This is a genomic window from Kribbella koreensis, from assembly GCF_039525325.1.
Classification (GTDB): Bacteria; Actinomycetota; Actinomycetes; order Propionibacteriales; family Kribbellaceae; genus Kribbella; species Kribbella koreensis.
The window spans coordinates 192,471-218,123 of the sequence record NZ_BAAAHK010000013.1 but is presented as its reverse complement, the minus strand read 5'-3'; the positions used below and the strand labels follow the sequence as shown (position 1 = coordinate 218,123).

At 66.1% G+C, this 25,653-nt stretch carries 34 protein-coding genes; 19 read left to right on the top strand and 15 right to left on the bottom strand.

Going from position 1 to position 25,653, the window contains the following annotated elements:
* The first annotated feature begins 174 nt into the window (after positions 1-174).
* The 3 genes from ABD116_RS25235 to ABD116_RS25225 are packed head-to-tail and all read left to right on the top strand — an operon-like array spanning position 175 to position 2,031.
* Entirely contained in the window at positions 175-1,146 is a 972-nt protein-coding gene (locus ABD116_RS25235; protein ID WP_343975031.1) for a 2-hydroxyacid dehydrogenase, read from the top strand.
* Positions 1,139-1,516, top strand: a complete 378-nt coding sequence (locus tag ABD116_RS25230) for an MmcQ/YjbR family DNA-binding protein (RefSeq protein ID WP_343975028.1) — start codon at positions 1,139-1,141, stop codon at positions 1,514-1,516. Before ABD116_RS25235 ends, ABD116_RS25230 begins: the two co-directional genes overlap by 8 nt.
* Positions 1,517-1,533: 17 nt before the next feature.
* A complete protein-coding gene (locus ABD116_RS25225; RefSeq protein WP_343975025.1) occupies positions 1,534-2,031 on the top strand; it encodes a hypothetical protein in 498 nt (165 codons plus the stop codon).
* A gap of 93 nt (positions 2,032-2,124) precedes the next feature.
* Here the strand turns inward: ABD116_RS25225 and ABD116_RS25220 are convergent, their stop codons facing one another.
* The 3 genes from ABD116_RS25220 to ABD116_RS25210 form a co-directional block, all read right to left on the bottom strand.
* Complete coding sequence (locus ABD116_RS25220; RefSeq protein WP_343976822.1) at positions 2,125-2,994, bottom strand: alpha/beta fold hydrolase; 870 nt, start codon at positions 2,992-2,994, stop codon at positions 2,125-2,127.
* 16 nt (positions 2,995-3,010) lie between these two features.
* Entirely contained in the window at positions 3,011-3,424 is a 414-nt protein-coding gene (locus ABD116_RS25215) for a VOC family protein (protein WP_343975022.1), read from the bottom strand.
* A gap of 84 nt (positions 3,425-3,508) precedes the next feature.
* Positions 3,509-5,455 (bottom strand): heparinase II/III domain-containing protein, encoded by a 1,947-nt coding sequence (locus ABD116_RS25210; RefSeq protein WP_343975019.1) that lies wholly within the window; start codon positions 5,453-5,455, stop codon positions 3,509-3,511.
* 87 nt (positions 5,456-5,542) lie between these two features.
* Between ABD116_RS25210 and ABD116_RS25205 the strand changes: the two genes are divergently transcribed.
* Positions 5,543-5,830 carry a DUF1905 domain-containing protein gene (locus tag ABD116_RS25205; RefSeq protein ID WP_343975016.1) on the top strand — a complete coding sequence of 96 codons (288 nt, stop codon included), beginning with the start codon at positions 5,543-5,545 and terminating at the stop codon, positions 5,828-5,830.
* Here ABD116_RS25205 and ABD116_RS25200 read toward each other — a convergent pair.
* On the bottom strand, positions 5,771-7,015 hold the full coding sequence (locus tag ABD116_RS25200) for an MFS transporter (RefSeq protein WP_343975014.1): 1,245 nt from the start codon (positions 7,013-7,015) through the stop codon (positions 5,771-5,773). The two genes, ABD116_RS25205 and ABD116_RS25200, sit on opposite strands and share 60 nt — an antisense overlap.
* Positions 7,016-7,184: 169 nt before the next feature.
* Between ABD116_RS25200 and ABD116_RS25195 the strand changes: the two genes are divergently transcribed.
* From ABD116_RS25195 to ABD116_RS25180, 4 genes are read left to right on the top strand one after another with little or no spacing between them, the layout of a single operon-like run.
* Complete coding sequence (locus ABD116_RS25195) at positions 7,185-7,634, top strand: helix-turn-helix transcriptional regulator (RefSeq protein ID WP_343975011.1); 450 nt, start codon at positions 7,185-7,187, stop codon at positions 7,632-7,634.
* A 5-nt stretch (positions 7,635-7,639) separates the two neighbouring features.
* Positions 7,640-8,050: a VOC family protein gene (locus ABD116_RS25190; protein WP_343975008.1), complete on the top strand. Its 411-nt coding sequence runs from the start codon at positions 7,640-7,642 to the stop codon at positions 8,048-8,050.
* A gap of 5 nt (positions 8,051-8,055) precedes the next feature.
* Positions 8,056-10,419, top strand: coding sequence for an ATP-binding cassette domain-containing protein (locus ABD116_RS25185; RefSeq protein WP_343975005.1), 2,364 nt, complete (start codon positions 8,056-8,058; stop codon positions 10,417-10,419).
* A complete protein-coding gene (locus ABD116_RS25180; protein ID WP_343975002.1) occupies positions 10,419-10,880 on the top strand; it encodes a GNAT family N-acetyltransferase in 462 nt (153 codons plus the stop codon). Before ABD116_RS25185 ends, ABD116_RS25180 begins: the two co-directional genes overlap by 1 nt.
* Here ABD116_RS25180 and ABD116_RS25175 read toward each other — a convergent pair.
* Positions 10,834-11,274, bottom strand: a complete 441-nt coding sequence (locus tag ABD116_RS25175) for a GNAT family N-acetyltransferase (RefSeq protein WP_343974999.1) — start codon at positions 11,272-11,274, stop codon at positions 10,834-10,836. The genes ABD116_RS25180 and ABD116_RS25175 overlap by 47 nt on opposite strands.
* Before the next feature lie 132 nt (positions 11,275-11,406).
* Here ABD116_RS25175 and ABD116_RS25170 point away from each other — a divergent pair, with 132 nt between their 5' ends.
* Complete coding sequence (locus tag ABD116_RS25170) at positions 11,407-12,846, top strand: ferredoxin reductase family protein (RefSeq protein ID WP_343974996.1); 1,440 nt, start codon at positions 11,407-11,409, stop codon at positions 12,844-12,846.
* A 6-nt stretch (positions 12,847-12,852) separates the two neighbouring features.
* A complete protein-coding gene (locus ABD116_RS25165) occupies positions 12,853-13,380 on the top strand; it encodes an FMN-binding protein (RefSeq protein ID WP_343974993.1) in 528 nt (175 codons plus the stop codon).
* Between the two features lie 19 nt (positions 13,381-13,399).
* On the opposite strand, the gene ABD116_RS25160 is transcribed toward ABD116_RS25165, so the two are convergent.
* Together ABD116_RS25160 and ABD116_RS25155 are read right to left on the bottom strand one after the other, a co-directional pair.
* Positions 13,400-13,699, bottom strand: coding sequence for a hypothetical protein (locus ABD116_RS25160; protein ID WP_343974991.1), 300 nt, complete (start codon positions 13,697-13,699; stop codon positions 13,400-13,402).
* 143 nt (positions 13,700-13,842) lie between these two features.
* Positions 13,843-14,226: a YybH family protein gene (locus ABD116_RS25155; RefSeq protein WP_343974988.1), complete on the bottom strand. Its 384-nt coding sequence runs from the start codon at positions 14,224-14,226 to the stop codon at positions 13,843-13,845.
* A 49-nt stretch (positions 14,227-14,275) separates the two neighbouring features.
* Between ABD116_RS25155 and ABD116_RS25150 the strand changes: the two genes are divergently transcribed.
* The 4 genes from ABD116_RS25150 to ABD116_RS25135 all read left to right on the top strand — a co-directional run bounded on the left by ABD116_RS25150 (position 14,276) and on the right by ABD116_RS25135 (position 16,875).
* A complete protein-coding gene (locus tag ABD116_RS25150; RefSeq protein ID WP_343974985.1) occupies positions 14,276-14,527 on the top strand; it encodes a VOC family protein in 252 nt (83 codons plus the stop codon).
* A gap of 58 nt (positions 14,528-14,585) precedes the next feature.
* A complete protein-coding gene (locus ABD116_RS25145; RefSeq protein ID WP_343974982.1) occupies positions 14,586-14,801 on the top strand; it encodes a hypothetical protein in 216 nt (71 codons plus the stop codon).
* A 121-nt stretch (positions 14,802-14,922) separates the two neighbouring features.
* Complete coding sequence (locus tag ABD116_RS25140) at positions 14,923-15,918, top strand: chitinase (RefSeq protein WP_343974980.1); 996 nt, start codon at positions 14,923-14,925, stop codon at positions 15,916-15,918.
* Between the two features lie 723 nt (positions 15,919-16,641).
* Entirely contained in the window at positions 16,642-16,875 is a 234-nt protein-coding gene (locus ABD116_RS25135) for a hypothetical protein (protein WP_343974977.1), read from the top strand.
* A 106-nt stretch (positions 16,876-16,981) separates the two neighbouring features.
* Here the strand turns inward: ABD116_RS25135 and ABD116_RS25130 are convergent, their stop codons facing one another.
* The gene (locus ABD116_RS25130; RefSeq protein ID WP_343974974.1) at positions 16,982-18,031 is read right to left on the bottom strand and encodes a maleylpyruvate isomerase N-terminal domain-containing protein; all 1,050 of its coding nucleotides are present in this window, start codon (positions 18,029-18,031) and stop codon (positions 16,982-16,984) included.
* Between the two features lie 308 nt (positions 18,032-18,339).
* Between ABD116_RS25130 and ABD116_RS25125 the strand changes: the two genes are divergently transcribed.
* The 3 genes from ABD116_RS25125 (at position 18,340) to ABD116_RS25115 (ending at position 19,473) form a co-directional block, all read left to right on the top strand.
* A complete protein-coding gene (locus ABD116_RS25125; RefSeq protein ID WP_343974971.1) occupies positions 18,340-18,609 on the top strand; it encodes a hypothetical protein in 270 nt (89 codons plus the stop codon).
* 87 nt (positions 18,610-18,696) lie between these two features.
* Entirely contained in the window at positions 18,697-19,218 is a 522-nt protein-coding gene (locus ABD116_RS25120; protein WP_343974968.1) for a DinB family protein, read from the top strand.
* Positions 19,219-19,302: 84 nt separating this feature from the next.
* Positions 19,303-19,473: a hypothetical protein gene (locus ABD116_RS25115; RefSeq protein ID WP_343974965.1), complete on the top strand. Its 171-nt coding sequence runs from the start codon at positions 19,303-19,305 to the stop codon at positions 19,471-19,473.
* A 51-nt stretch (positions 19,474-19,524) separates the two neighbouring features.
* Here ABD116_RS25115 and ABD116_RS25110 read toward each other — a convergent pair whose 3' ends face one another.
* The 6 genes from ABD116_RS25110 to ABD116_RS25085 all read right to left on the bottom strand — a co-directional run bounded on the left by ABD116_RS25110 (position 19,525) and on the right by ABD116_RS25085 (position 23,097).
* Complete coding sequence (locus ABD116_RS25110; RefSeq protein ID WP_343974962.1) at positions 19,525-19,893, bottom strand: FadR/GntR family transcriptional regulator; 369 nt, start codon at positions 19,891-19,893, stop codon at positions 19,525-19,527.
* Between the two features lie 503 nt (positions 19,894-20,396).
* On the bottom strand, positions 20,397-20,636 hold the full coding sequence (locus ABD116_RS25105) for a DUF2188 domain-containing protein (RefSeq protein WP_343974959.1): 240 nt from the start codon (positions 20,634-20,636) through the stop codon (positions 20,397-20,399).
* 433 nt (positions 20,637-21,069) lie between these two features.
* Positions 21,070-21,915: a HesA/MoeB/ThiF family protein gene (locus tag ABD116_RS25100; RefSeq protein ID WP_343974956.1), complete on the bottom strand. Its 846-nt coding sequence runs from the start codon at positions 21,913-21,915 to the stop codon at positions 21,070-21,072.
* Complete coding sequence (locus tag ABD116_RS25095; protein WP_343974953.1) at positions 21,912-22,463, bottom strand: hypothetical protein; 552 nt, start codon at positions 22,461-22,463, stop codon at positions 21,912-21,914. Before ABD116_RS25095 ends, ABD116_RS25100 begins: the two co-directional genes overlap by 4 nt.
* Positions 22,463-22,846: a hypothetical protein gene (locus ABD116_RS25090; protein WP_343974950.1), complete on the bottom strand. Its 384-nt coding sequence runs from the start codon at positions 22,844-22,846 to the stop codon at positions 22,463-22,465. Before ABD116_RS25090 ends, ABD116_RS25095 begins: the two co-directional genes overlap by 1 nt.
* Entirely contained in the window at positions 22,843-23,097 is a 255-nt protein-coding gene (locus ABD116_RS25085; RefSeq protein ID WP_343974947.1) for a multiubiquitin domain-containing protein, read from the bottom strand. Before ABD116_RS25085 ends, ABD116_RS25090 begins: the two co-directional genes overlap by 4 nt.
* A gap of 181 nt (positions 23,098-23,278) precedes the next feature.
* Here ABD116_RS25085 and ABD116_RS25080 point away from each other — a divergent pair, with 181 nt between their 5' ends.
* Together ABD116_RS25080 and ABD116_RS25075 are read left to right on the top strand one after the other, a co-directional pair.
* Positions 23,279-23,632 carry a hypothetical protein gene (locus ABD116_RS25080; RefSeq protein ID WP_343974944.1) on the top strand — a complete coding sequence of 118 codons (354 nt, stop codon included), beginning with the start codon at positions 23,279-23,281 and terminating at the stop codon, positions 23,630-23,632.
* Entirely contained in the window at positions 23,629-24,771 is a 1,143-nt protein-coding gene (locus ABD116_RS25075; protein WP_343974941.1) for an ImmA/IrrE family metallo-endopeptidase, read from the top strand. The genes ABD116_RS25080 and ABD116_RS25075 overlap by 4 nt, the downstream gene beginning before the upstream one ends.
* Positions 24,772-25,145: 374 nt before the next feature.
* Here the strand turns inward: ABD116_RS25075 and ABD116_RS25070 are convergent, their stop codons facing one another.
* Positions 25,146-25,508 carry a hypothetical protein gene (locus ABD116_RS25070; RefSeq protein ID WP_343974938.1) on the bottom strand — a complete coding sequence of 121 codons (363 nt, stop codon included), beginning with the start codon at positions 25,506-25,508 and terminating at the stop codon, positions 25,146-25,148.
* Between the last annotated feature and the right edge of the window lie 145 nt (positions 25,509-25,653).

Below are 25,653 nucleotides of genomic sequence, written 5' to 3'. Positions count from 1 at the left end.
GGCGGTTTGCGCTGGCATACCCGAGAACCTAGAAACCTGGGCGGACGCACGCATCGCGCTGTAGAACGACCTTCCGGCGGCTCTTCTCTGCCGTCCGGGGGATGGGCCCTCCGTCTCACGGCGGAGGTGGCGAAATAGGGTTGGCCGCAAGTCCTCGACCCCGCGGGAGTTCCGATGTCACGTCCCACAGTGCTGATGCCCGGCCCGATGAACGAGACGGTACTGACCGGGACCGCCGAGCACTTCGACGTGATCCGCCTGTGGGAGGCCGACGACCCGGACGCAGTACTGGCCGAGCGGGCCAAGGACATCACCGCCATCGCGACCGGTGGTACTGCGATCGACGGTGCGTTCCTGGACCGCTTGCCCGCGTTGCGGATCGTCGCCAGCTTCGGCGTCGGCTACGACAAGATCGACGCGGTGGCGGCCGCGGAGCGCGGGGTGATCGTCACCAACACTCCCGGCGTACTGGACGACGAGGTCGCCGACACCGCCCTCGGCCTGCTGCTGATGACGGCTCGCGAACTCTCCCGCGCCGAACGCTACCTACGCGCCGGCTCCTGGCCCGACGGCGCCTACCCGTTGACCAAGGCAACGTTGAACGGCCGCACGATGGGCATCCTCGGCCTCGGCCGGATCGGCGAGGCGATCGCCCACCGCGCCCAGGCGTTCGGCATCGACATCGCCTACCACAACCGCCACCCCAAGAACGTCGCCTACACCTACTACCCCACGCTCCTCGAGCTGGCCACAGCCGTGGACATCCTGATGATCGTCATCCCGGGCGGCGAAGAAACCCGCCACCTGGTCAACGCCGAAGTCCTCAAAGCCCTGGGACCCGACGGCATCCTCATCAACATCGCCCGAGGCACCGTCGTCGACGAAGCGGCCCTCGCCGAAGCATTGGCCACCAACACCATCCTCAGCGCCGGCCTGGACGTCTTCGAACACGAACCCCAAGTCCACCCGGCCTTGCTCGACCTCCCCAACGCAGTCCTACTCCCCCACGTAGGCTCCGCCACCATCCCCACCCGCAACGCCATGGGCCAACTAGTGGTCGACAACCTGCGCAGCTGGTTCGACAACGGCGTACCGCTGACCCCTGTGCAGGAATCCGCCGACCTGGTACGAAAGTTGAATGGCTGACCAGGACGACGTTCGCCGGATCGCGCTGGCACTCCCAGAGGTCCACGAGAGCGACGACACCTTCGCCTTCAGCGTGCCCAACAAGGGCAAGGACAAGGGGCTCGCCTGGATCTGGATGCGCCGCGAGGCCCCGAAGACCCCACGCATCCCCGAGCCCGACGTGCTCGCGATCCGGGTCAACGGCGACGCCGAGAAGCAAGCCCTCCTGGCCGCCGACCCCACCAAGTTCTTCACCGAGCCCCATTACAACGGCTTCCCCGCCATCCTGGTCCGCCTCTCCGCCATCAGCCCCGAAGAGCTGGCCGAACTCCTCACTGAAGCCTGGCGCATCCAAGCACCACGAGCCCTGGTCAAGGCGTTCGAGGCCTAGACCCGCATACTCACCCGGTGGACACCGACACTTGCCTGACCTGCGGCCGACCTACCGACGTACACGATCGGCACGTCCGGTTCCAGTTGCCGACGCCGCTCTTCGAGCTGCCCGACTGGGAGCAGCTGCCCGGGCTGTGGATGAGCCACGCGACGCCGACCGAGTCGGTGATGCTTCAAGCCGACGGGTACGGCGCGTTCATCCGTGCCTTGCTGCCCATCCTGTTGGAGGGTGGCCACACGCTGACCTACGGCGTCTGGATCGGTGTCCGCCCGGCGCAGCTTCAGGAGGCGTTCGCCGTATGGTGGGGTGACAATCCCGGCTACGCCGACCTGCGGCTCGAGGGAGTCCTCGCCAACCGGATCGCGCCCTGGGACCTGCTCGGCGCGCCCGTCGTCGCGACCGTCGTCAACGCGGACGAGACGCCGTACTGCACCTCGTCGCCCGATCCGCGGCTGAGCAGGGTCATCGTCGAGATCTGGCCGCACGACGAGGTGCTGGCACACCTGCCCTGAGAACCATTCGGTCGGCAGGTCCCAGATTGAGGGCCTGGGCGACGAAGATGCCGGCGCCGTGCCGGACCGCGTCGAGGAGCACCTCGTTCACGGTCACCCCAATCTGCCGAGCACTTCGGCCCAGTGGTTGTGCAGACTACCGAGATGCCCCTCCCCGGGACGAACGATCAGTTCGGCGCCCGAAATCCGCTCCGCCAGCCACTCGCCGTTGCGGACGGACGCGTTGGCGTCGAGTTCGCCGTACCAGAGCGTCGCCGGACAACTGATCACCTCAGGGCGGAACTCCCAACGTCCGAAGGAGATCGCGGCATCACGCAGATAGCCGGCAGTGTTCACCAGCGCCTCACGAGTGGCCGCGGCGATCTCGGCTGCCGTCTGCCGCCCGACCACCTCGGCATCGAGCGCCACCAACCCAGTGCAGAACCGCTCAGCCAACGCCTCATCGTCCGGATCCCCGGGCGCGAGCTTCGCCACGTACTCCTCGAACTCCGGCCGGATCAGCTCCACGGCATCCCTGGGCTTCGTCCGCGCCAGGGCCCGGAACAACCCCTTCTGCTCCTCCCCGAGATCATCACGGTGGTACGGCGGATCAAGCGCCGGCACCTCAGCCGGACTCGCCACCACCCCCACCGCAGTCACCCGCTCGGGATGCGTCGCCGCGCACGCCAACGCATACGGCCCACCGATGGACATCCCCAGTACGCCGTACCGCCCGACGCCCAGCAGATCGGCGACCGCCGCGATGTCATCCGCCACCGACAAATGGCTCGACGCAGCCTCGGTCGACAGCCCATACCCCGGCCGGTTGACCGCAACCAACCGCACCCCGGTACGCCGGGCCGCCACGTCCCCGCAGTACGCCGCGTGCCTGGTATCCGGGCACCCGTGCAGGAAGAAGACGACCGGCCCACCCGGGTCGCCGCCGCTCCAGTACTGCGCCTGCCGTCCGTCCGGTAGACGCAGCAGCTCCGTCGTCAGCTCAGCCCTGCGGTTGGGAGATGTTGACCATCCAGTCGACCCCGAACTGATCGGTGACCATGCCGAACTCGTCGCCCCACATCTGCTTCTCCAGCGGCGTCGTCACCGTGCCGCCCTCGGAGAGCTTGTCGAAGAACCCGTGCAGCTCCGCGCTGTCGTCGCCGCTGAGGCTGACCGACATCGTGGTGCCGGCCTTGAACTCCAGGTAGCTCGGCGTGTCCGACCCCATCAGCGTGTACCCCTGCGGGGTCTCCAGCATCGCGTGCATGATCTTGTCGGCGTCCGCGGCCTCGGACGCGCCGAACTCCCCGAACGTGTTGATCGCCAGCTCGCCCCCGAACACCCCTTGGTAGAACTCGAAGGCCTGCCGCGCGTTCCCGTTGTAGCTCACATACGGGTTGAGTCGAGATGCCATCAGTTGCTCCTGTCCCCTTGTTCCCCTGACGAATCGCACACTAGACCCACCCCAGGACACTTTTCGACCTCTCGGCCCCGGCGCTCACCGAACGCGGTAGAGCGATCCCGCCGGAGTAACGCCGAAGGACGCCTTGACACCCCCGACGACCAGATCGACGACGTACGTCGTACCTGACCAGCGGCCCTTGTACTGCACGGATCCGGTGGCCCTTACCGGGGCGATGACAGACAGGATCGAGGCCCGCGTCCCCGCACGCGCGAACATCAGCGTCGGCGCGGATTTCCGGGTGAAGATGTTCGGGTAGTGCCAGCCCTGGATCGGTTTGGTCTGGCCCTGCTTGACCAGGATCGCCCCGCGCGGCAGCGGCTGCCGGTAAGGCACCTGGACCACGATGGTCCGGGTCGCGTCACCAGGCTTCATCGCGATCGCCGTCGTCCGTGAGTAGACCGTCGCCTTCTGGTCGGACGGCAGATGCCACAGCGTCTGGAACTGCTGCGCCTTCCTGCTGCTCGCCCAGTCCAGAGCGACGATCAGATCCGGATTCTTGAGCACCAGCACTCCGCGATGCCGGCTGATCCCCGCTCCCGGCACATCGGCGAACTCGTAGAACTCGGAAGTCGGGTTGATAACCGACCGGGTCAACTTGGTGACCGGGCGAGTATCCGCGGCCGACGGAGTCGTCATGGCACTGGCCGCGAACGGACTGACCACCCAAGCACGCCAGACGTCTCTCTGGTAGCCGGAGTGACCGCCGTCGATCAAGATGTCCCGGCCATGCGACGTGTAGGTGATGGCCGTGTGATCGCCGTGACCGTGCATGGCTCGCGCCGGCCCGTACCGGATGCTGTACGTCGACTCCTGGGTGAACGGACGCGTCTCGCCCCACCCGGTGCGACCGAATACGTAGCCCGCCCTGAAGGCACCGATCCGCCGGCCCGGCGGAGTGCCCTCACGGCCGAGGCTCCCCGCATAAGCCAGCGGCGTACCCGGGTCCGCGCCGGTGGCGACCACTTCCGAGTCGCCGAGCTGATGCAGTTTGCCGAGGGAGTTGGTAGCGAGCGCGAGCCAGCCGGCCATCAACTTCCGCCGCGCGGTGATCGTCGTACCGGGATCGGCTCCGCAGGCTTTGAGCGCGGTGACGGCACGGCCCCAGAGGTAGTAGTTGAACTGGGCATAAGCCGTCGACTGCTCGTTGGACGAACCCTGCGAGTCGATCGCGGTGGTGATTCCGGCCGCCAGCCGGTTCTGCGCGGTCGCCTTGTAGTCGTTGCGATTCAGGGTGCAGCCGACGCCGAACAGCGCGATACTCTCGTCCGTACCGTGGTTCCACGCCCCACTCCAGTTGGCGGTCAGGAACCTGGCGTGGTTGACCAGCGCGACGTCGATCCACTTGTACGCCGCCGGTAACGATGTGACGCCCAGCCCTGCCATGACGGCTTGGCGGAGGCAGATCAGCACGTTGGTCCGGTGCATGGTCGACTCGTTGGCGCCGGCGTCCGCCTTCCAGGAGTACGGATTGTCGGCGACCCAGTCCTTGCTGATCGCGACGACCCGGGCCATCGCAGTGGTGTCCCCCTTGCCGGCTGCGACGATCCCTTGCCCGAGCCAGCGCAGCGAGTGGAACCACATGTACCAGCTGCGGTTCTTGTAGGGATTGAGCCGCCAATTGATGTTCCCCCTGCCATTGCCGACCTTGTACGCCGGGTACGGACCCCACGCGAACTTGTCCGCCTTGAGCAGCGCCACAGTGGTCTTGTCGTCGACTGTGCCGAAGCCTGTGCAGGTGTAGGTACCAGTCGCGGCCGCCATGCCTGCCAAACTCTTCACGTCGGCCGCCGGCGGCATGACAGGCGGTACGACGTTGCTCTCGCCCGGCTCGAACTGCGCCACCTCCACCTCGGGCAAGTCGGGCAGCACCGCGATCCCGGGCTTCACCGGCTTGGCAATCACCATCTCCGGACCAGGCACAAGCGCCCCCAGCGCAAGTGCGAACCCCACCACCACACTCACAGACCGCCGACTCACCATGATGTCTCCCACCCCACCGAAATCTCCCCTACCTGAAGCATGATGAGTGAACCGGACGGAAAGTTGCAGGGCCCGTACTCTGGGCGCGTGCAGCTCGAGTTCAGCGGAGAGATCTGGTTCTGGCGGGGGCCCGCGCCCTGGTACTTCGTGACGGTGCCGGAGCCCGAATGCCTCGACCTGCAGGCGTCGTCGGCGTACGTGAGCTACGGCTGGGGGATGATCCCGGTCACCGCGCAGATCGGCGGCACCGAGTGGACCACCTCGCTGTTCCCGAAGGACGGCCAGTACGTCGTCCCGCTCAAGACCGCCGTCCGCTCAGCCGAGTCCCTCGACGAGGGCGACACCGTCGTCATCCAACTCACTGTCGCGGACTGACTGCCCGTCGCCGGCCGGTGCGTCGCGGCGGGCCAGCAGGATGAACGGCACCGCTAGTAGCTGGATGCCTGCGCTGATCACATAGGCCTGCCCATAGCTCCACACGTCTGCAGCCCTCCCCAGAGCCGGCTGGATGACGACACCACCGGCCGAGCCGAGCAGGTTGTCCGACGAGAGCACGGTCGCCCGCTGCGCCGACGGGATCAGGCTGTTCAGGAACGCTTGCCGCACTGGCGTGATGGCCGCGAACACAGTCGCCCAGACAGCTAGCAGCACCAGCGCCAGCCAGAAGCTGGAGACCAGCCCGATCAGCACCAGCACCACGGCCGTGACGACGGCGATGAGCAGCAGTACCGAAGTACGGGATCGGAAGAGTCGGCTCACAGCTGGTGCGGTGACGCCGCTCAGGATCTGCGCGAGGGCGACGATGGCAGCCGACACCCCTGCGACTGCGTACGAGTCTGCGTGGCCGTAGAGCTGCAGGAGGTACGGCTGGGCCGCGTAGAAGCCGTACATGCTCACACCCGCGGTGAAGGGAGCCGCGAGCATCAGCCAGCGCACGGGCGGGTTGCGCAGCCCGTGGTCGAGCGACGAGCGCAGGATGTCCCGCATCTCAGCAGTAACCGAGACACGCGACTTCGGCGCGAACCCGACGTCATGCATCGCCCGCCAGGCGACGACGAAGGTCAGGACGAGCAGAACGGCGCGTACCAGGTACGGCGTACCCAGGTTGGTCGACTGAGCCAGAACGCCGCCAGCGATCGTCCCGCCGACCATAGCGACACCACTGGCGACCTGCCCCTTGGCGAACGCCGACTCCAGCGACCCCTGGTACCCACTGGCCGCCAGCCCGTCGACCAGCCAGGCCTCGGTCGCGCCGCTGAAGAAGGTGAACCCCAACCCGAGCAATGCCGACGCCACCGCCCAGGGCGCAAACCCTGCCTTCACCTGCCACAGCAGCAGGTAGAGCAGGGTCGACCCGACCAGCGTTGCCGTCCCCAGCAGATACGACGCCCGCCGGCCGACCGTGTCCGCGACGACGCCCGTCGGCACCTCGAAGAGCACCTGTCCGAGTGTGAAGAACGCATTGGCCGCGAATGCCTGGCCCACGCTCAGCCCGGCGTCCAGCAAGAACAGCGTGTTGATGCCCCAGATCATCGACGAGGCAGCCGTCGACACCATCATCAGTGTCAGGTAAGTCCGTAACAGACGATCTGCCGTCGATCGCATCGTGCACCCCTTTCGTGGCCTCACCCGGTACGTCGGAGCGCGGCCGGCCGTCTCGACCTGGTTGTCCACAGGGCTGTGCCTTCGCGCCTGCCGACGGTCTGCGGAATATGGCACGATCTGTGACATGAGCGGCAAGACGGACGACGAGCAGCGGTTGCGCGATCTCGCGCTGCTGCGGCGCGTGCGGGACCGGATCGACCGGGAGTACGCGCGGCCGCTCGATGTCGAGGCACTGGCCCGGGGGGTCAACATGTCGGGTGGGCATCTCAGTCGTCAGTTCCGGCTCGCCTACGGAGAGTCACCGTATTCGTATCTGATGACGCGACGGATCGAGCGGGCGATGTCGCTGTTGCGGAGGGGGGACATGAGCGTGACGGATGTGTGCTTCGAGGTGGGGTGCTCGTCTCTGGGCACCTTCAGCACCCGGTTCACCGAGCTCGTCGGCGTACCGCCGAGCGTCTACCGCAAGCAGGCCGCCGGGGAGCTGGCCGGGATGCCGACGCTGCTGTCGAAGCACGTGAGCAGACCGATCAGGAATCGAGAAGCGCCCGCCCCCGAGTCGCGGCTAGCGTGACCGCCATGGACATCACGATCAGCGCGAGTTTTCTCCCCCACAACGATCCGGATGCCGCGCTCGCGTTCTACCGCGACGCGCTCGGCTTCGAGCTGCGCAACGACGTCGGCTACAACGGCATGCGCTGGCTCACCGTCGGCCCGCCCGGCCAGCCCGGGACGAGCATCGTGCTGCACCCGCCGGCGGCCGACCCCGGCATCACCGACGACGAGCGCAAGGTGATCGCCGAGATGATGGCCAAGGGCACGTTCGCCAGCATCCTGCTCGCCACGCCCGACGTCGACGCGGCGTTCGCCAAGCTGCAGACCACCGACGTGGAGATCGTGCAGGAACCGATCGACCAGCCTTACGGCGTACGGGACTGTGCTTTCCGTGATCCGTCCGGCAACATGGTCCGGCTCCAGGAAGCGCGCTGACCACGATGGCCACGAAACCACATGTTGCTGACAGCCACGACCTGATCCGGGTCCAGGGTGCGCGGGTGAACAACCTGAAGGACGTCAGCATCGAGATCCCGAAGCGCCGGCTGACGGTCTTCACCGGCGTCTCGGGGTCGGGCAAGAGTTCGCTGGTGTTCGGCACCATCGCGGCCGACTCGCAGCGGATGATCAACGAGACCTACAGCACCTTCGTCCAGGGCTTCATGCCGTCGCTCGCGCGGCCGGACGTCGACGTGCTGGAGGGGCTGACCACGGCGATCATCGTCGACCAGGAGCGGATGGGATCCAACCCGCACTCCACGGTCGGCACGGCGACCGACGCGAACGCGATGCTCCGGATCCTGTTCAGCCGGCTCGGCACCCCGCACATCGGCTCGGCCCAGGCGTTCTCCTTCAACGTCGCCTCGATCAGCGGCGCGGGCGCGGTCACCCTGTCGAAGGGCGGGCAGACCACCAAGGAGCGGCGCAGCTTCAGCATCACCGGCGGCATGTGCCCGCGCTGCGAGGGCCGCGGCTCGGTCACCGACTTCGATCTGACGGCGCTGTACGACGCGTCGAAGACGATCAACGAGGGCGCGCTGACCATCCCCGGCTACAGCATGGACGGCTGGCAGGGCCGGATCCTGCGCGGCTGCGGCTTCTTCAGCGTGGACAAGCCGATCGCCAAGTTCACCAAGAAGGAACTGCAGGCGCTGCTCTACCAGGAGCCGACCAAGATCAAGGTCGAGGGCATCAACCTCACCTACTCCGGCCTGATCCCGCAGATCCAGAAGTCCTTCCTGGCCAAGGATGTGGAGGCGATGCAGCCGCACATCCGCGCCTTCGTGGAGCGGGCGATCACCTTCCAGACCTGCCCGGAGTGCGACGGGACCCGGCTGAACGAGGGCGCCCGGTCGTCCAAGATCAACGGGACCAACATCGCCGACTGCTGCAAGATGCAGATCAGCGACCTGGCCGACTGGGTCCGCGGCGTGTCCGACAAGTCCGTCGCACCGCTGCTGGACAAGCTCGAGCACACGCTCGACTCGTTCGTCGAGATCGGCCTCGGCTATCTGTCGCTCGACCGGCCGGCCGGCACGCTGTCGGGTGGTGAGGCGCAACGGGTCAAGATGATCCGGCACCTCGGCTCCTCGCTCACCGACGTCACGTATGTCTTCGACGAACCGTCGATCGGGCTGCACCCGCACGACATCCAGCGGATGAACGAGTTGCTGCTCCGGCTGCGCGACAAGGGCAACACGGTGCTCGTCGTCGAGCACAAGCCGGAGATGATCGCGATCGCCGACCATGTCGTCGACCTCGGGCCGGGGGCAGGCACCGGCGGCGGCACGATCTGCTTCGAGGGCACTCTCGAGGGGCTGCGGGCCAGCGACACGTTGACCGGGCGGCACCTCGATGACCGGGCTTCGCTGAAGTCCTCGCTGCGGTCGCCGTCCGGGTTCCTGGAGATCCGGGGTGCCAGTTCGCACAACCTGCAGAATGTCGATGTCGACGTTCCGCTCGGGGTACTGACCGTGGTGACCGGTGTCGCGGGGTCGGGGAAGTCGTCGCTGATCCACGGCTCCGTGCCGGCGTCCGCTGACGTGGTGTCGGTCGACCAGACGGGGATCAAGGGGTCGCGGCGCAGCAACCCGGCGACGTACACGGGACTGCTCGAGCCGATCCGCAAGGCGTTCGCGAAGGCCAACGGCGTGAAGCCTGCGCTGTTCAGCGCGAACTCCGAGGGCGCCTGCCCGAACTGCAACGGCGCCGGGGTGATCTACACCGACCTGGCGATGATGGCCGGGGTCGCGACCACTTGCGAGGTGTGCGAGGGGAAGCGGTTCAGGGAAGAGGTGCTGGAGTATCGCTTCGGCGGGCGGGACATCAGCGAAGTACTGGCGATGTCGGTCACCGAGGCGGAGAAGTTCTTCGCCGAAGGAGACGCCCGTACGCCGGCCGCGCACAAGATCCTCACCTACCTCGCTGATGTAGGCCTCGGCTACCTCAGCCTCGGCCAACCGCTGACCACGCTGTCCGGCGGTGAACGCCAACGCCTCAAACTGGCAACCCACATGGGCGAGAAGGGCGGCATCTACGTCCTGGACGAGCCCACCACCGGCCTCCACCTCGCCGACGTCGAACAACTCCTCGGCCTCCTCGACCGCCTGGTCGACGACGGCAAGTCAGTCATCGTCATCGAGCACCACCAGGCAGTGATGGCCCACGCCGACTGGATCATCGACCTGGGCCCCGGCGCCGGCCACGACGGCGGCCAAATCGTCTTCGAAGGCACCCCCGCCGACCTGATCACCCACCAACCCACCCTCACCGGCAAGCACCTAGCTGCCTACGTAGCCAAGTAATGCTCTACACCGGCCCGCCGCTCGCAGACGGGCCGGTGTCACTGGCCTCAGTTCGCGACGCGGACGTCCACGAGTGGGCCGAGCGCGCGGTCTCCGACCCTTCGATGCTCTACTTCGGCATCTTCCGCTCGGATGTCCTGGTCGGCCAGATCTTCCTGCACGACCGCGATGACACCCTGCAGGAAGCTCTGGTCGGCTACCACCTGTTCACCGCCACCAACCGCGGCCAAGGAATCGGCACCAGAGCCCTGCGCCTCCTCCAGCGCCACGTCACCGACCACCTGGCTCTGAAGCGCCTGATCGTGATCACCTCGCGCGACAACATCCCATCGCAACGCCTGGCCCTCACCTGCGGCTTCGCCTTGGCCGGAGCACCCCGCGAAGACCCAACCGGCCTGCTCTACGACTGGAAGGTCAGCAGGCAAGGGTCTTGCGATAGCAGCGGGCCAACTGGTCGTTGACGTACTTGCCGTACGGCTCGCTCAACCGATAGCCGCACTTCTCATACAAGGCGATCGCCTCCGGCTGCCGCTCGCCCGTCGCCAACCGGATCGCCCGATAGCCGACGCCCGCGGCGAGTTCCTCCAGCCCACCCAAGACAGCCGAGGCGATCCCACGACCGCGGAAGCCCGGCTCGACGTACATCCGCTTGAGCTCACCGACGTACGGATCGCTCGTCGGCTGCAGCGCGCCACAACCGACTCCTCGCCCATCCACGGACGCGACCAGGTACCGCGCACCTTCGTGGACGGTTGATCGCCCTTCGCCGCCGTACCGCGCGACCAGCTCTTGGAACGCTGCCGCCAACAGCCCGGCCAGCTCCCCGTTATCTACGCCCCGCTCCTCGATGACCACGCAGGAAGGTTATGCGGTCGTGGTCCGGAACCGGCTCCGGGGAAACACACAGGAAGCTCACAGGCTGCGCGGGTCGTGGTCTCAGCAACTCCGTGAACCATCGAGGAGACACCACTCCGCCAGGGGGCCTCGATGGACACCACTACCGCCTCATACCGATCCGCGGCAGCCGCGCAGCTGCCCTCCGCCGGTACAGCGGCGCCTCGGCATCACGTGCCCGGCCGACGGGCTCGGCTAGACGCCGCGATCCGTGTGGCGGCGGGATCGACGCTGTGGCTGAGTCTGCTGGTCGTCACCTACTGGTGGGTCGTGGGGCGGGGTATCCAGGCGATGGACGACTGGGAGAGCGGGCTGACTTCAGCGGGCCGGCTCACTGGTCTCCTCGCCTCTGACCTGCTCTTGGCCCAGGTACTGCTGATCGCCCGCATCCCTGTCATCGAGCACGCCTTCGGCCAGGACCGTGTGCTGCGCATCCACCGCATCGTCGGCTTCACGTCCTTCAACCTCATGCTGTCTCACCTGGCGCTCATCACCTGGGGGTACGCCGCCGGCCGGGTCACTGCGTTGCCCAGCACCTTCTGGGATCTCACCACCAACTACCCCGGCGTACTGCTGGCTCTGGCCGGTACCGCATGCCTGGTGCTGACCGTGGTCACCAGCGTTCGCGCAGCTCGACGGCGGTTGCGCTACGAGTCGTGGCATCTGCTCCACCTCTATGCCTATCTGGGAGTCGGCCTGGCCCTCCCCCATCAGCTCTGGACCGGCCAGGAGTTCATCAGTTCGCCGGCGGCAACGGCGTACTGGTGGACGGTCTGGGGAGTGACGGCTGCCGCAGTACTGGTGTGGCGCGTCGGCCTACCGCTGGTCCATAGCGCGCGTCACCGGCTCCGAGTGGCCTCGGTTGCGGACGAAGGCAATGGAGTGGTCTCCGTCTATCTCACTGGGCGCCGGCTGGATCGTCTCGGCGCGGAGGCAGGGCAGTTCTTCACTTGGCGGTTCCTCAATCGCGCAGGGTGGACGCGAGGCAATCCGTACTCGCTGTCCGCTGCCCCGAGCGGGCAGAGCCTTCGCATCTCGGTGAAGGCGCTGGGCGACAACAGTCAGAGCCTCCGCGGTTTGCGGCCGGGCACGGCGGTGCTGGTCGAAGGTCCGTACGGACGGCTCTCTGCCCGCGCCCGCACTGGTCGCAAGGTGGTCCTCATCGGCGCAGGCGTCGGGATCACTCCGCTGCGTGCGCTCGCAGAAGGTCTCGAGTACGGGCCGGGGGAAGCCATCCTGCTCCAGCGCTACACCGGTACGCCGCTCTTCGACCGGGAACTCAGGATGCTCGCCGATACCCGGGGCCTCCTCGTCGGCGTACTGCCCGGACACCGGCGCGCGCCCGGCTCGTGGCTGGGACCGGGCGCCGATCACCTCGACGACGTGGCCGCCCTTCGGACCTGGATCCCGGACATCGCCGACCGCGACGTCTACGTCTGCGGTCCTGACCCATGGACCGAGTCCGTGGAGCGAGCAGCCCGTGCGGCCGGCGTCCCCGCCGATCGCATCCACCTCGAGAACTTCAGTTGGTGATCACCCGTGAAACGTATTGTCACCTGGCTCCTGAGCACAATCACCGTCGTGGTGCTCCTGTTCGGCTACCACACCTCGAACTCCGGCCGAGTCACCGCGACCCCGGCAGTCATCGGCTCCGCCGGCCCGGCCCCAACCCCCGCCGGCACCCCGTCACCCACCACCTCACCGACGGATTCGCCGTCGGATTCGCCGCCCGATTCGCCGCCCGCGACCAGTACGCCGTCGCCTGCCGCGTCCCCGTCACCGACATCCACCGCGACCACCGTCCAGGGCGACACGGCCGACACCCAGTGGGGCCCGGTCCAGGTTCAGATCACCGTTGCCGCCGGCAAGATCACCGACGTGGCCGTCCTCCAGTACCCCAACGGCAACGGCCGCGACCAGCAGATCAACGCCTACGCCCTGCCGATCCTGATCAACGAAACCCTCACCACCCAGTCCGCCGCCATCGACACCATCAGCGGCGCCACCGTCACCACCGACGGCTACACCCGCTCCCTACAATCCGCCCTCGACAAAGCCGGCCTCTAACCACCCCGGTACGGGCGTCCTAACAGGACTCCTCGACCACGAGCAGGTGGTTGTGGTGCTCGTCCTTGAACTCACCAGCAAGAAAGTCGGTGTAGTCCCCCGCGGTACGGACGACCGTGTCCGTCAAATACGGCCGGATCTCCGCCGCGAAGCTCTCCCGCTCCTCCGGCAGCACATCACGCGCCTCGTTCGCATAGACCCGCAAGACCCGAACCTCCGGATCTCCGAGCAACTGCTGCACCCGCTTCCACGGCATCAATGCGTCCCCACCCCGCAACTGCCACCAGACGCCATGCTCATCCGTGAACTCCCCGTCCAAAACCGGCTGGCTCCACGCAACCGCCGACTCTCCCGGACCCCCCGAAGCCTCCACCTCAGCAAGAATCGCAGCAAAACTCTTCCCGCGCTCACCCCTCCGCTTATGCCCCACCACCCCATCATGACCTCGCGCCCCACTGCGGGTCAGGTACTTAGATGTTCGTGGAGCATCTGCCACCGGCCGTTACGCCTGGCCAGCGCATTCGTACCGCGCCCGCGGCCCTCGCGCTGTTGCCCGTCGACGAGCCCCGCCCAGTGAAACCTGTACCGGACAACGGCGAAGTCGGCTGAAACGTGAACCCATCGCAGGTCGCTGATCGTGTAGACCTCGTCCCGGATCTCGTCGAAGGTGCGCTGCACGGCCCCCGCGATCGCCTCGACCCCCTCGTACGAGCCATCGGTGAACCAATAGCTCGCATCATCCGCGATGAGCTCGCGCAACCGACCGACATCATGCGCATTGGTCAGCTTGCCGTACTCCGCCATGAACGCATCCAGCTCGACACCCAACAACTCGGTTTCCTCCACACACGCAGCCTGGCAGCACCCACCGACAATCCTGTGGCAGGCTTCGGGGATGGGTGGGACTCGGCTTGAGCATGTACGGGCCAATGTGGCGGATCTGAAGGCCGCTGTGGAGTGGTACACGAGTGTGCTCGGGTTCGAGGTGGAGGCTTACTGGCCGCCGGAGGCGCCGAACTACGCGCAGTTCGTCACGGGGTCCGGTGCGACGTTCGCGGTGATGGAAGCCGCGGGCCGTGGCGGCCGGTTCAACTTCACCGTCGACGACCCGGACGGTAACGAGCTCGGGTTCGTGCGTAACGGGTGAGGGGGCCGGCGGGCTAAATCCGTTTGTGCTGGGCGGCGGGCGCTGCTTCGCTGTTGGCGTGAGTCCGGTCAAATGGTTCGACACCCGATGGAGAGACTGGCGGGCGTACCGCCTGCGCAACGCGTACTACGGTGCCTGCCCGGCCTGCCGTCATGACTGGCGCGAGCACCTGCCGGACGAGGGCTGCAGCGAGTGTCAGTACGAGATCGATCACGAAGCCCCCGGCGCACCGCTGACGGTGTGCCCGGAGCGGGCTCCTGGAGTGACCTTCTAGAAAGATCGTCACGCATATTGACCGGACGAGGACTGCGCGTCATGATCGTCCAGGTAATCGATAGGAAAGTTTCCTATCTTAGTTCGGCCCAACTCCTACGCCCCCAGGATTGAGGTTCGAGATGCGCATCCGCATGCTCAAACTCGCCACCGCCGCCCTCGCGGCCGGCTCACTGGCCCTCGGCGCGGCAGCTGCCGCGCAGGCCGCTCCCAGCGCAGTACAGGCCGACCCCGCCAGCATCGGCGCGGCGCCGTACCTGTACCTCGGCTGGGGCAACCCGCAGAAGGCGACCGACATCATGAAGGCCGCCGGCAACCAGTGGTTCACGATGGCCTTCGTACTGGCCGACGGCAGCTGTAACCCCAAGTGGGACGGCAACCGCAGTCTGACCGGCGGCAACGACCAGTCGGTCATCAACAGCATCCGCGGCGCCGGCGGTGACATCATCCCGTCGTTCGGCGGCTGGGACGGCGACAAGCTCGGCGTACGGTGCACGTCGGCCTCCGCGCTGGCCGGCGCGTACCAGAAGGTGATCAACGCCTTCGGGCTGAAGGCGATCGACATCGACATCGAGAACACCGAGTTCCAGAACAACACCGTCCAGCAGCGGGTCGTCGACGCGCTGAAGACGATCCGCGCCAACAACGCCGGGCTGAAGATCTACATCACCATGGGGACCGAGCAGAGCGGCCCGGACTCGTGGGGCAGCGGCCTGATCACCAAGGCGAAGAACTCCGGCTTCACCCCGGACGGCTGGGTGCTGATGCCGTTCGACTTCGGTGCCGGGTCCGGCAACATGGCGACGCTGACCCAGCAGGCCATGGAAGGCCTGAAGGGCAAGCTCAAGACGGCGTACGGCTGGAGCGACGACACGGCGTACCGGCACATGGGCATCTCGTCGATGAACGGCAAGACCGACGACGGCGAGACCGTCCGGGTGTCGGACTACCAGGCGATGCTCAGCTACGCCCAGCAGCACCACCTGGCCCGCTTCACCTTCTGGGCCATCAACCGCGACCGCCAATGCGGCAGCGGCGGCGACGCCGGCTCCGACTGCAGCGGCATCTCCCAGAGCGCCTACGCCTTCACAAAAATAGCCGCCCAGTTCCACGGCTGATCCCCGGCTCACACCTCAAAGCGCCCCGGCCCCTGCACCGGGGCGCTTTGCATGCCCGGCGGCGACGTCCAGCGTTTGACGGCAGGTGCGCCTTTCGGTTGCGAGGATGGACTCATGGTCGGATCGCGAACGGCAATCCAGGTCGAAGGCGTCGACGATCCACGGTGGGCCGTGGCGCTGGAGCTGCTCGTATCCGGCGAGGCTGCGATCGGCCTCTCTGGGCTGAGACTCTCCTCCGACCCACCCACGCCCGCGGCCGGCCGCAGGCTCCAGATCGAATTCCCATGCCCGGTGGATCCGGTCCGCGGCCATGCACCGCCGTCTTCGTACCTCGCTGAACTGGCTCGCTCGTCCTTGGAACGTGCGCGCGCACTCATTGCGAATGCCTCCGCCGGGGACTCTCCCTTCCGCATGCTCGTGGCTGAATCGGACCTGCTCTACGAGTTCGTGTACGACTACGGCACGGGGACGCTGCTCCTCGCAACCGCCAGACCGACAGGTCCGTTGGACTGGAGATAGTGCTGGCGGGTGAGCCGCTCCGCTACCCGCGCTACTCGCAGTACGAGGTCGATGACGAAGGTTTGTCTGGAGGCTGAAAGGTTGGTCCGGTCGCGTTCGCCGCGGCCAGCATCGGCTCCGTTGCGCAGGGCAACGATCGATGGCTACGGAAGGCGGACTGACGATGGGACGGATCGCACGGATGGTTGGGTTGCGGGAGTGGCGATGACCGCGGTGACCGGCGCTGCCGCGACGGCGTACGCGGCTCCAGCAAGCTCCACCTCGACGTCCGCGCCGGCGAGCACCCAGTCGGGCGGTACGCACGGATGCGCCAGCTACAACCAGTGTGTCCAGGACCAGTACACCTTCAGGCACTACGGCCTGCAGGTCGGCAACATCTACTACTGCGACACTGTCGCCGGCTGCCCGACCGGCTACTACTTCGACTGGTGGAGCTGACCACCCGACGGATCATCACAACATCCGAAGAACTCCGGGTGCGCTCGGAGTTCTTCGGGCGTTGGCGTTGTCCGGCGCTTCGCGGATGCGCCCGCGGGTGGCTCGGTCAGCCGGCTACGTGGGCGGTGTTGTCGAGCCAGTGGTCGATGAGGTCGGTGTCGCCGGTGATGGTGATGCCGGTGGCGTCGGTGAGTGAGAGCCTTCGGGTCATGGTCAGGAGCAGGGATCCTGCCGGGCCGGTGATCGTCACGTCGGCCTGGTGGGTACCGGGTTGCCAGGTTGCGCCGTCGGGTCGGCGTTCGACGAACCATGCACCCTCGTCGCCGGTCGTGTCGGTGGCTATCCATTGCAGGGTCTGGCCGGTGCCGCGGATGGCGTGTGCGGACTCGGTTCGCCGCATCTCCCAGGTGGGCGAGGTCAGCATCGCGAGATGGTTGGTGATGAGCGCCGCCGCGACGTCGCCATCAACGTCCGTACCGACCGAGCGCCCACCCGCGTCGCTTGCTCGAATCACTCCAGCCGCCCCCGCCACGCCGACCAGCCCAGACGCGCCTGCCGCGCCACCCCCGCTCGCCGCCGTGGCCGCATTCGCCGCATTCGCTGCGTTGGCCGCGTTGGCCGCCGTAGCCGCATTCACCGCACTCGCTGCGTTCGCCGCGTTCGGCGCACTTGCTGCGTTCGCTGCGTTGGCCGCGTTCGCTGCGTTCTCCGCCGTGGCCGCATTCACCGCATTCGCCGCGTTCGCCGCGTCGTAGCCGTGGACTACTGCTTCGTTGAGCATGCTGGTCAGCCAGAATTGGGTACCGGAGCGGTCGTCGCCGGCCGCGTTGAAGACCGGGGCGTCGACGAGGGCGTCGTCGGAGCAGGCGTCCGCGACCCGCTGGGCGGATTCGGCCAGCCAGGTCTGCCAATCGCCGGGGTCTGAGGGAGGTACCGCCATCTCCGTGGGCAGCTGGGTGGGGTCGGTGATGCGTCGCTCGATGATCTCCGCGACCCAGTGCTGGGTCTGCCCGACGTGCTCGACCAAGTCGCGAACGGTCCACTCCGGGGCGGTCGGCACAGCGGCGTACGGACCAGCCGCGACGGCTGATTCCGCCAGCCGCCGGGTGTGCTCGACGATCGCCAGCCGGGCACGTTCCGCGATCAACTCAGTCATCGGTCTTCCTCTCAGGCTCGGTACGGACCCTTCCGACGGTCACCGCCAGTCGCAGCCGCCGTCCCCGTCCGTCTGCCTCAGACTCTGCCGGACCCCGTTTACGGTTTCTTTCCGATCCTCCGCCATGCCAACATCAACCAACGCGCCTCGACGCCGACATCATCCCCGGCGAATCCCTCGGCGGCCTGCACCTCTTTGGCAACGCCCTCGACGCGCTCCCCCACCTCGAAGGCAACTGGCCCCTGCGCGAGGAGCCCAGCCCCGATGGAGACTTCACCTACTTCTCAGCCGAGAACCTCTTCCTGATCTTGGTCGACAACGAAGATCTCCCGATCCGCTGCCTGATCACCTACCCGGGCTACACCGGCAAGCTCAACGGCTCCATCCACGCAGGCATGACCTTCGACGATCTACTGCGCCGCTCGCCGCCCATCCGTCGCAAGGCCCTGCACATGTTCCAGGGCTTCCTGTACGTCGACCTCGAGGAAAGCACCGCATTCCTCCTCCCCCACACCTCGACGACCTGGACAACCTCCTGGACCTCCCAGCCGACCTCCCCCTCAACGCCCTCTACGTGATGCCACCCGCTCGCCGGCGTCACCTCAGAAAGAACGGCCAGCCCACCTGGGAGTTCATCCAATACTGACCGAGGAGGCCGATCCAGAATGAGCACTGACACCGAGAGCTACCCAGACCTGGACGCCGACGAACGCACCACACTCAGCCAGTTCCTCGACCAGTACCGCGGCCGGGCGCTCTCACGCCTCGAACAACTGACCGACGCCCAGGCCCGAACGAGGAGCCTCCCGGCTACCGACCTGACGCCGGGCGGGATCGTGAAACATCTCGCCCACATGGAAGACCACTGGTTCATCGCCCGAGTCGGAGGAGGCAACCTCCCCGAGCCATGGGCGTCAGCCCCACTCGACACCCAACCGAAGTGGTCCTTCGAGTCAGCAACCAACGACACAGTCGAAGAAATCTCCGCCCTTTACCAAGCAGCCTGCACCCGCAGCCGCCAGGTCACCGCCCAACTCCCCACCCTCGACACCCCGGCCCCACGCCCCTCGTTCGGCAAGGGCCCCGTAACCCTCCGCTGGGTCATGGTCCACATGCTCGAGGAGACCGCCTGCCACGTAGGCCACCTCGACCTACTCACTGACGCCATCGAGAGCGGAAACCTCTAGGGTGCCGACCCACAAGGGCCTCAGTCGATAGACCGGACACCCGCGAGAGCTTGGCTGACAGCGGCTTCCACATGCAGGCGTGTGGTGGGGAAGACCGGAGGGGGTGTCGTCCTGGCTGATCAGGAGTTCGACCTCGGTGCAGCCCAGGATCACGCCTTCTGCGCCGGAGTCCGCGAGCCGCTGGATGACGTCGAGGTAGGCGGTCCGCGACGAGTCGCTGATGATCCCGCGGCACAGTTCGTCGTAGATCACTGAGTGAACCAGGCTACGATCGTCACCGCGGGCGTCGCGCAATTCCTCCAGTGCTCAGGCCAGATCGCGCGCGTCCTGCGGCGTAGCCCGCTCCGCGGCCACGCGCGCGAACCCGTCCTCCAGCATCGAGCGTGCCTCGAACAGATCGACGGCGTCGACCGACAACCCACGGAACCACAGGTCGATCACACCGAGCCGTACCTGCGGTGGCGGCTGGGAGATGAAGACCCCGTCCTGCGCACCGGGTTTGACGTACAGGACGTCACGCTCGCGCAAGGTCCGCAGCGCCTCGTTCATCGCAGTCGCACTGACCCCGAACCGCTCGATCAGCTCGGTACGCAACGCGAACCGGGCACCCGATTCGAGCCGGCGCTCCAGAATCTCCTGCTCCAGATCGGCGACCCGCTCCGGGATGGACGACATGTCCGCAGTCTCCCACAACGCCCCACCGCCCCAGGCCCGGCGCAGTCAGGCCAACCACAACGCATCACGCCACGGTGCGCCGAGGGGCTACTCGTCGGGGGTGGCTAACCGCGGCAGCGGATTCGGATGCCGGGCCTGCCCGGCAATTACGTGGAGGCTGTTGAGAAGCGGCGCAGCACGCGCACCCCCGGGTGGGTGGGAGCGGTTCGCGGAGTGGGCGACGGAGGAGCCTGCGTAGTAGGCCTCGTGGGGGGAACCACAGCACCCCGGAACGACGAAACCCCCGGGCGGAGGGAGTGGCCTCTGACCTGGGGGTTTGGGTGGAGCCGCCTGTCGGAATCGAACCGACGATCTTCTCATTACGAGTGCCGCGACCGGCGTCCACTGCGTTCGACTAGGACGGCCCCTTCAGCGGCTCGGCGATCCGTCCTGTCCACCGCCGTCTGCCGAAATCCACCCGCTTGTTAGCAGGATTGTTAGCAGACGGCGGCCAGACGGACGGCCTACTTCTTGTCCTTCGGCGGATTCGGATCGTTGCCCGGCGCAATGGTGTCGGAGTCCCGGATCGTTCCATCTGGCCGATGGATGACGACCTCTCCCCCTCCAGTGTTGCGTACGATCTCCCGCGCCCGGTTGATCGCCTCACCCTGGGTGCTTGCCGTAGCGCTGGCCCGGTCAGCGCCGGGCGCGACTACCTTCCACTTGTCCCCATCGCGTACGACGTGTCGCTCGTTTCTGGTCATGTTCTTCCTTCTCCTTAATCATCGAATCGGCCAGACGGCCGCCTGCATTACAGAGCGTCATCAGCGCCCACACCTGCCCCGTCTCCCTGATAGCCGCCAACCCGGTCAGCGCAGCTCGGGTCAAGAGTCGGCTTGCCGATCCCGCAGGGACGCGGAGCGCTCTTGAGTCCGGGTGTGATGGCCGTATGACCAAGCGACCAGGGAGACGGGGCCAACCGCCGGGCCCTGATGACAGTCGTTCCCGCCGGCCAGAATGCGAAGTGAGCATCAAGGACCGGCGGTCCGTAGATGGTGCGCGTGATGGAGGGCGTCGGCCGGAGGTCGTAAGCCCGGACCGCGCTGCGCGCCGCTCGCGGCGCGCCTTGATACCTAAGAAGTCAATCCGGCAGCCTGAACGGCAGGGGGCCCGTATTGCCGGTTCCCGGGACATGATCTAGGCCCTCTCGGAGCGGGAAGCTCTCCACTGGTAGCAGTAGAGGCAGTCGCCCGGGCCTACGGTCAAGTTCTTCCGGACGACGGAGTTCTGCCCGAGGTAAGTCAGCTGACGCGCTGGCTCACGAAGTTCGGTCAGGAACATCAGCGCCTCGGTGCACGCCAACGAGGCGACCACGCCGTTGATGGTCACAACCGACGGGCCGGAGTCGCCGACCTCGTCGGGGTTCAACCCGTACAGCCGATCCCGCTCCGCCCGTTGCTCGGCTGGCATCTGTTCACGTGCAAGTTCAGCTGGGTCGATAATGCCTAGGCATACCAAGCATCCCTTGCCGTCGTGGCTGAACACGGTTCGACCGCCGTACACAGGGTCCGCACCGTCGTCGCTCGGCACGATCTCCGTGGCCAGGTCCAGGTACGAGACGCCAGCCCGCGAGCACAGCTTCACTGCCTCGACGCGCGGCACTTCAAGGTCGAAACACCCGATCGCCAGTGTCGCTCTGCTCAGCGCCTCGACGATCTGGTCCTGCTGGTCAGGCTCGCCGAGCCCGCCACGAATCAGCGTCATGTCTGCATCCGGATGAAGAGCAAGCACCATCCGCTTCGCGATATCGATTTTGGCCGTACCGACGTCGTCGGGGCCTGCACCCACGAGCCGGTTCAGATTGGTGTCGTCCGCTGTGTCGAACTCGACCAGCGTCCAGTGTCGGACGCCTGCGTACGCGAGCTGCTGGACCACGTGCGAGCCGTTGCCACCCGTCCCGAAGAGGACGACATGCGCCGCACGGATTCGGGCCTGACCTTCGGCACCGAACAGGCGGACCTGTCTGTCGTAACGGTTGTTCACTCTTCCCCCTCCAGGCGGTCGATGCCTGCGAGGGCAAGCCGGGTAGGAAGGAAAGACGCACTTCCCACGACGAGCTCGCCGATGGGGGTGGGACCAGAGCCACGCTCGGCCCAGGCAAGGGAATCGTGATCCTTGCGTCCGCCAACGACGATCGCGGCATAAGGACGACCGTTGAGACGCCAGATAAGCGAGGGCACCGCCTCGATCAGGCCACGCAGGTCGGTCGTACTGAACGTGGTCCTCCTCCGGCCAACGCCATGGGAGTGCACTTCGATGAGGGCGGCATCGTGGTTCCTGGCCCACTTGAGAGTCCGCGGACGGATGTCGTCGGCCAACTCGATCCCGGCGGACCCCTGATAGATGTAGTCCTCATTGTCATCGAGGTACATCTCGTCGACGATCTGCCAAACCTCGGCACCCTGACTACCATCCGGCTCCGGCTGACTCGCCGCCGGCCGAGCGGCCAGGAATGCCATCCGCTCGGCCGAATGATCGAGATAGTCGTGGAGCCGATCCCACGTCCCGTCGAGCATGTGCACGGCATCCATCAGGCACCCTCGGCAAACCGGACGCCGAACGACCTCACGAACGCGAGCATGCTCGGGCCGTGCTCCGGATTCACGGTGGGCACCCAGGTCTCGGGCGACCAAGAGAACACGCTCCAGGCCCCCGGAAACGGCACCCCCGCGGCCGCCTGCCAGTTGCCCGGGGCACGGCCCTCGTGCCTCACATCTGCCGCACTTACGTAGAAGGCGTACGGAGGCTGGTCGATGGCCGGCTTGATCTGGAAAGCAACGTCGACTACCGGGGGCGTCCAGCCTGCCGGCAGATCCCAGCCCGGGATCAGCACCCAGTGACCATCCTCCGCGTAGGACAGACTCGGCCACTGAGTGCGAAGCAGACCGACCTGCCGCTGGACCCAGTCGGTCACCAGGCGCCCCTCTTGAACTTGATCTTCTTGCTGAACCCGTGACCGGGCTTCAGCTTGACGACCTCACCGTCGGCCAGGTCGCGTTCGTCGTTGGTGTGCAGATCGACGATGACGACAGGCTGATCGGCAGCCCATCCCGCCAACTCACGGATCTGAGCGACGGTGATGGTCGGCTCAGACCAAGGCCGGATGTCGCCGTCCAGGTTGACCTCGTACTTCGCGTGCTCGTGCTTCTCCGCAACGTCCGACACGGTTCAGCACCTCCTTTTACCTAGTTGCGACGGCGAACGCGGATCGCGTCCCCCGACTACATCTTGGACCATATACTGCAGCACACTCATCCCAAAAATCGCGTGAGCGGTATAGTTTTGAAGAACCTTTACACAGCGGGTCGACTTGTGCGGTGCACCCCGCAAGAGGCAGACTCGTCTGATGATCGTGATCGCGACCGACGAGCCGCTCAGGCACCTACTCGAATCGGGCGCTCTGATCACCAGCACGTGGCCGCGCGCCCACGAGGACGTGTTCCTCCTGCTGAAGGTCCTCCACTTCGCATTCCCCAGCCTGTCCGAGGCGATCGGCACCGGCCTCGTGGCACTGCTCGCCGCCAACCTGCAGACGAGCGAGGTCACCCTCTCCACTGGGGCCGCGACAGTCCTTGCCGTCGCCCAGGATCAAAGCGGTGAACGAGTCGCCGACCCGAAAGGAAACGCTCACATGGTCACCCAACTCGACATCTTCAATGTGGCGGCCGAGGGTCGAGCGGTATCGAAGGTGGCGCGATGACCAATTCCCCGAATTCGGTATCTTCAAATCCTAACGAGCACCCACACGCACTCCGCCCAGACTGGGCCGTTCACCCCGGCGCTATTCTTGCGCGCTACCTTGAGGCGAACAATATTCGTCAGAGCGAGTTAGCCGTACGGACAGGGCTCACAACTAAGCATGTGAATCAAATTGTGAAACAAGCCGTCACCATCTCTCCCGACGTAGCCGTAGTTCTAGAGACAGCACTCGGCACTCCGCCCCGATTTTGGGCTCGGGCCGGCGCCGACTGGGATATTTATGTGAGCGAAAAACGATCCGCAGTCAGCCTCAAAGAAGCGACGACTTGGGCTTCATCGTTTGATACTCAAACGCTCATACGTCATGGAATTGTCACCACCAACGATTCTGCGATGGACCGAGCAAGGAAGATCCTCGGACTCTTCGGGGTGGCAAGCCCAGAAGCGTTCGATGCTACCTGGATGCACCCCCGCGTCTCATTCAAGCGGAGCCAGGCTTATACAGTGAACTCGCAAAATACAGCATTGTGGCTCCGCCTCGTTGAACGGTGCGCAGAGCAGATTCGCCCGGACACCGAATACAAGCCTGCAAAGCTCCGCCGCGCCGCCGCCAAGATCCCGGCATTCACGACAATGCCCTTCACCACAGGGTTCGAGGCTGCCCAGGCCGCACTGGCTGATGCCGGCGTTGCGTTGGTCTTCGTTCGCCAGGTCCCGGAAACTCGCGTCTGTGCGGCAACTTGGTGGGTAGGTGAAACTCCCGTTGTCGGCGTGACAGAGAGACATCGAAAGCCAGATATCTTCTGGTTCAGCGTTCTACATGAGATTGGTCATCTACTTCTGCATCCAAAGAGGACAACCTACCTCGACCTTGAGGATGGCGCAGACGACAACGCTGAAACTGAAGCGAATGAGTACGCCGGGAAAGTCTTGTTTCCACGAGCCGCCAAGATGCAAATTGCTGCCGCAAAGTCTCGGCAAGAATTGATATTTCTCGCTGCCGAATACAACCTGGGTGTCGCCATTGTCGCGGGTCAGCACGGACACCTAACCAATGACTGGCGCACTGGCGGATCTCTCCGGCAGAGCTTCTCTGACGGAGACATAGAAAAGCTTGAGAAGCTCTGCCGGGCATCCTAATCTGCGTAACCAGAGATCAGCATCCAGCCGGGTAAAACCAAACCGCTGACCGGCACATCGAAGGGCCCCGCTCGGACCGCTATGTGGTCGTCCCGGTACCACCACAGGACGGGCACGGCTCATGCTCTGCCTCGGTGACTACTTTGCCGTGCTTTATACGGGTCTTCTGTACGGCGATCCATCCTTTGCCGCCGCAGGAGGGGCACGGCGGCGGCGCGGACGGCGGGGTGGTTTTGGGCATGGGCGTCCGTTCGGTGGGTCTGGACGTGGCCGCGCCCTTGCCCAGAGGTGTGAGGACGAGGCCAGGGCAAGTGCGCGGGGTTGTGAGGCGAGACCGGCGCGGATGCACGGATCGGCACGCCGGCCGCGCCGGCTTAGGGGGTGGTGGCGGGGATGACCCGGCATCCGATGAGGTGTTCCAGGCGGTCTTTGATCTCGACTGGGCTGCCGATGGCGGCGAAGTGGTGGAGGCTCGGGACGATGACGGTCGTGATGTCAAGGCTCGTCGCCTGCTGGATGAGGGTGTGGAACGCATCCGGGGCGGTCTTCTGGTCTTCGACGTGGATGTGCATCAGGGCGTAGCCCCACTCGCTCGCGAACTGGGCGACGTTGTTGCGAGTGCGCTCTTCGCCGCGGCGGCTGCTCAGTCGGAGCCTGCTAACACCCCGGACTCGGAGGATGAGGAGAGCGACGACGAAGACGGCCCGGAGGAGGCTGCGGGGGTGCCCTGTTAGCAAAGCTGTTAGCAAACCGGCTCTCTGAACCCCACCACGAGAGCCCGGACATGCAGAACCCCAGGTCACGTGCCTCTGACCTGGGGTTTTCCGTGCTCCGGATGGAGCCGCCTGTCGGAATCGAACCGACGACCTTCTCATTACGAGT

Excerpts from the sequence above, each read along its gene's own strand:
- ABD116_RS25095 (WP_343974953.1), bottom strand. The coding sequence starts at position 22,463 with ATGGATGCCGTGCACATGCTCGACGGGACGTGGGATCGGCTCCACGAC.
- ABD116_RS25230 (WP_343975028.1), top strand. The coding sequence starts at position 1,139 with ATGGCTGACCAGGACGACGTTCGCCGGATCGCGCTGGCACTCCCAGAG.
- ABD116_RS25180 (WP_343975002.1), top strand. The coding sequence starts at position 10,419 with ATGCTCTACACCGGCCCGCCGCTCGCAGACGGGCCGGTGTCACTGGCC.
- ABD116_RS25150 (WP_343974985.1), top strand. The coding sequence starts at position 14,276 with ATGGGTGGGACTCGGCTTGAGCATGTACGGGCCAATGTGGCGGATCTG.
- ABD116_RS25120 (WP_343974968.1), top strand. The coding sequence starts at position 18,697 with ATGAGCACTGACACCGAGAGCTACCCAGACCTGGACGCCGACGAACGC.
- ABD116_RS25075 (WP_343974941.1), top strand. The coding sequence starts at position 23,629 with ATGACCAATTCCCCGAATTCGGTATCTTCAAATCCTAACGAGCACCCA.
- ABD116_RS25140 (WP_343974980.1), top strand. The coding sequence starts at position 14,923 with ATGCGCATCCGCATGCTCAAACTCGCCACCGCCGCCCTCGCGGCCGGC.
- ABD116_RS25235 (WP_343975031.1), top strand. The coding sequence starts at position 175 with ATGTCACGTCCCACAGTGCTGATGCCCGGCCCGATGAACGAGACGGTA.
- ABD116_RS25210 (WP_343975019.1), bottom strand. The coding sequence starts at position 5,455 with ATGGTGAGTCGGCGGTCTGTGAGTGTGGTGGTGGGGTTCGCACTTGCG.
- ABD116_RS25135 (WP_343974977.1), top strand. The coding sequence starts at position 16,642 with ATGACCGCGGTGACCGGCGCTGCCGCGACGGCGTACGCGGCTCCAGCA.
- ABD116_RS25130 (WP_343974974.1), bottom strand. The coding sequence starts at position 18,031 with ATGACTGAGTTGATCGCGGAACGTGCCCGGCTGGCGATCGTCGAGCAC.
- ABD116_RS25190 (WP_343975008.1), top strand. The coding sequence starts at position 7,640 with ATGGACATCACGATCAGCGCGAGTTTTCTCCCCCACAACGATCCGGAT.
- ABD116_RS25080 (WP_343974944.1), top strand. The coding sequence starts at position 23,279 with ATGATCGTGATCGCGACCGACGAGCCGCTCAGGCACCTACTCGAATCG.
- ABD116_RS25215 (WP_343975022.1), bottom strand. The coding sequence starts at position 3,424 with ATGGCATCTCGACTCAACCCGTATGTGAGCTACAACGGGAACGCGCGG.
- ABD116_RS25110 (WP_343974962.1), bottom strand. The coding sequence starts at position 19,893 with ATGTCGTCCATCCCGGAGCGGGTCGCCGATCTGGAGCAGGAGATTCTG.
- ABD116_RS25195 (WP_343975011.1), top strand. The coding sequence starts at position 7,185 with ATGAGCGGCAAGACGGACGACGAGCAGCGGTTGCGCGATCTCGCGCTG.
- ABD116_RS25105 (WP_343974959.1), bottom strand. The coding sequence starts at position 20,636 with ATGACCAGAAACGAGCGACACGTCGTACGCGATGGGGACAAGTGGAAG.
- ABD116_RS25185 (WP_343975005.1), top strand. The coding sequence starts at position 8,056 with ATGGCCACGAAACCACATGTTGCTGACAGCCACGACCTGATCCGGGTC.
- ABD116_RS25200 (WP_343975014.1), bottom strand. The coding sequence starts at position 7,015 with ATGATGGTGTCGACGGCTGCCTCGTCGATGATCTGGGGCATCAACACG.
- ABD116_RS25170 (WP_343974996.1), top strand. The coding sequence starts at position 11,407 with ATGGACACCACTACCGCCTCATACCGATCCGCGGCAGCCGCGCAGCTG.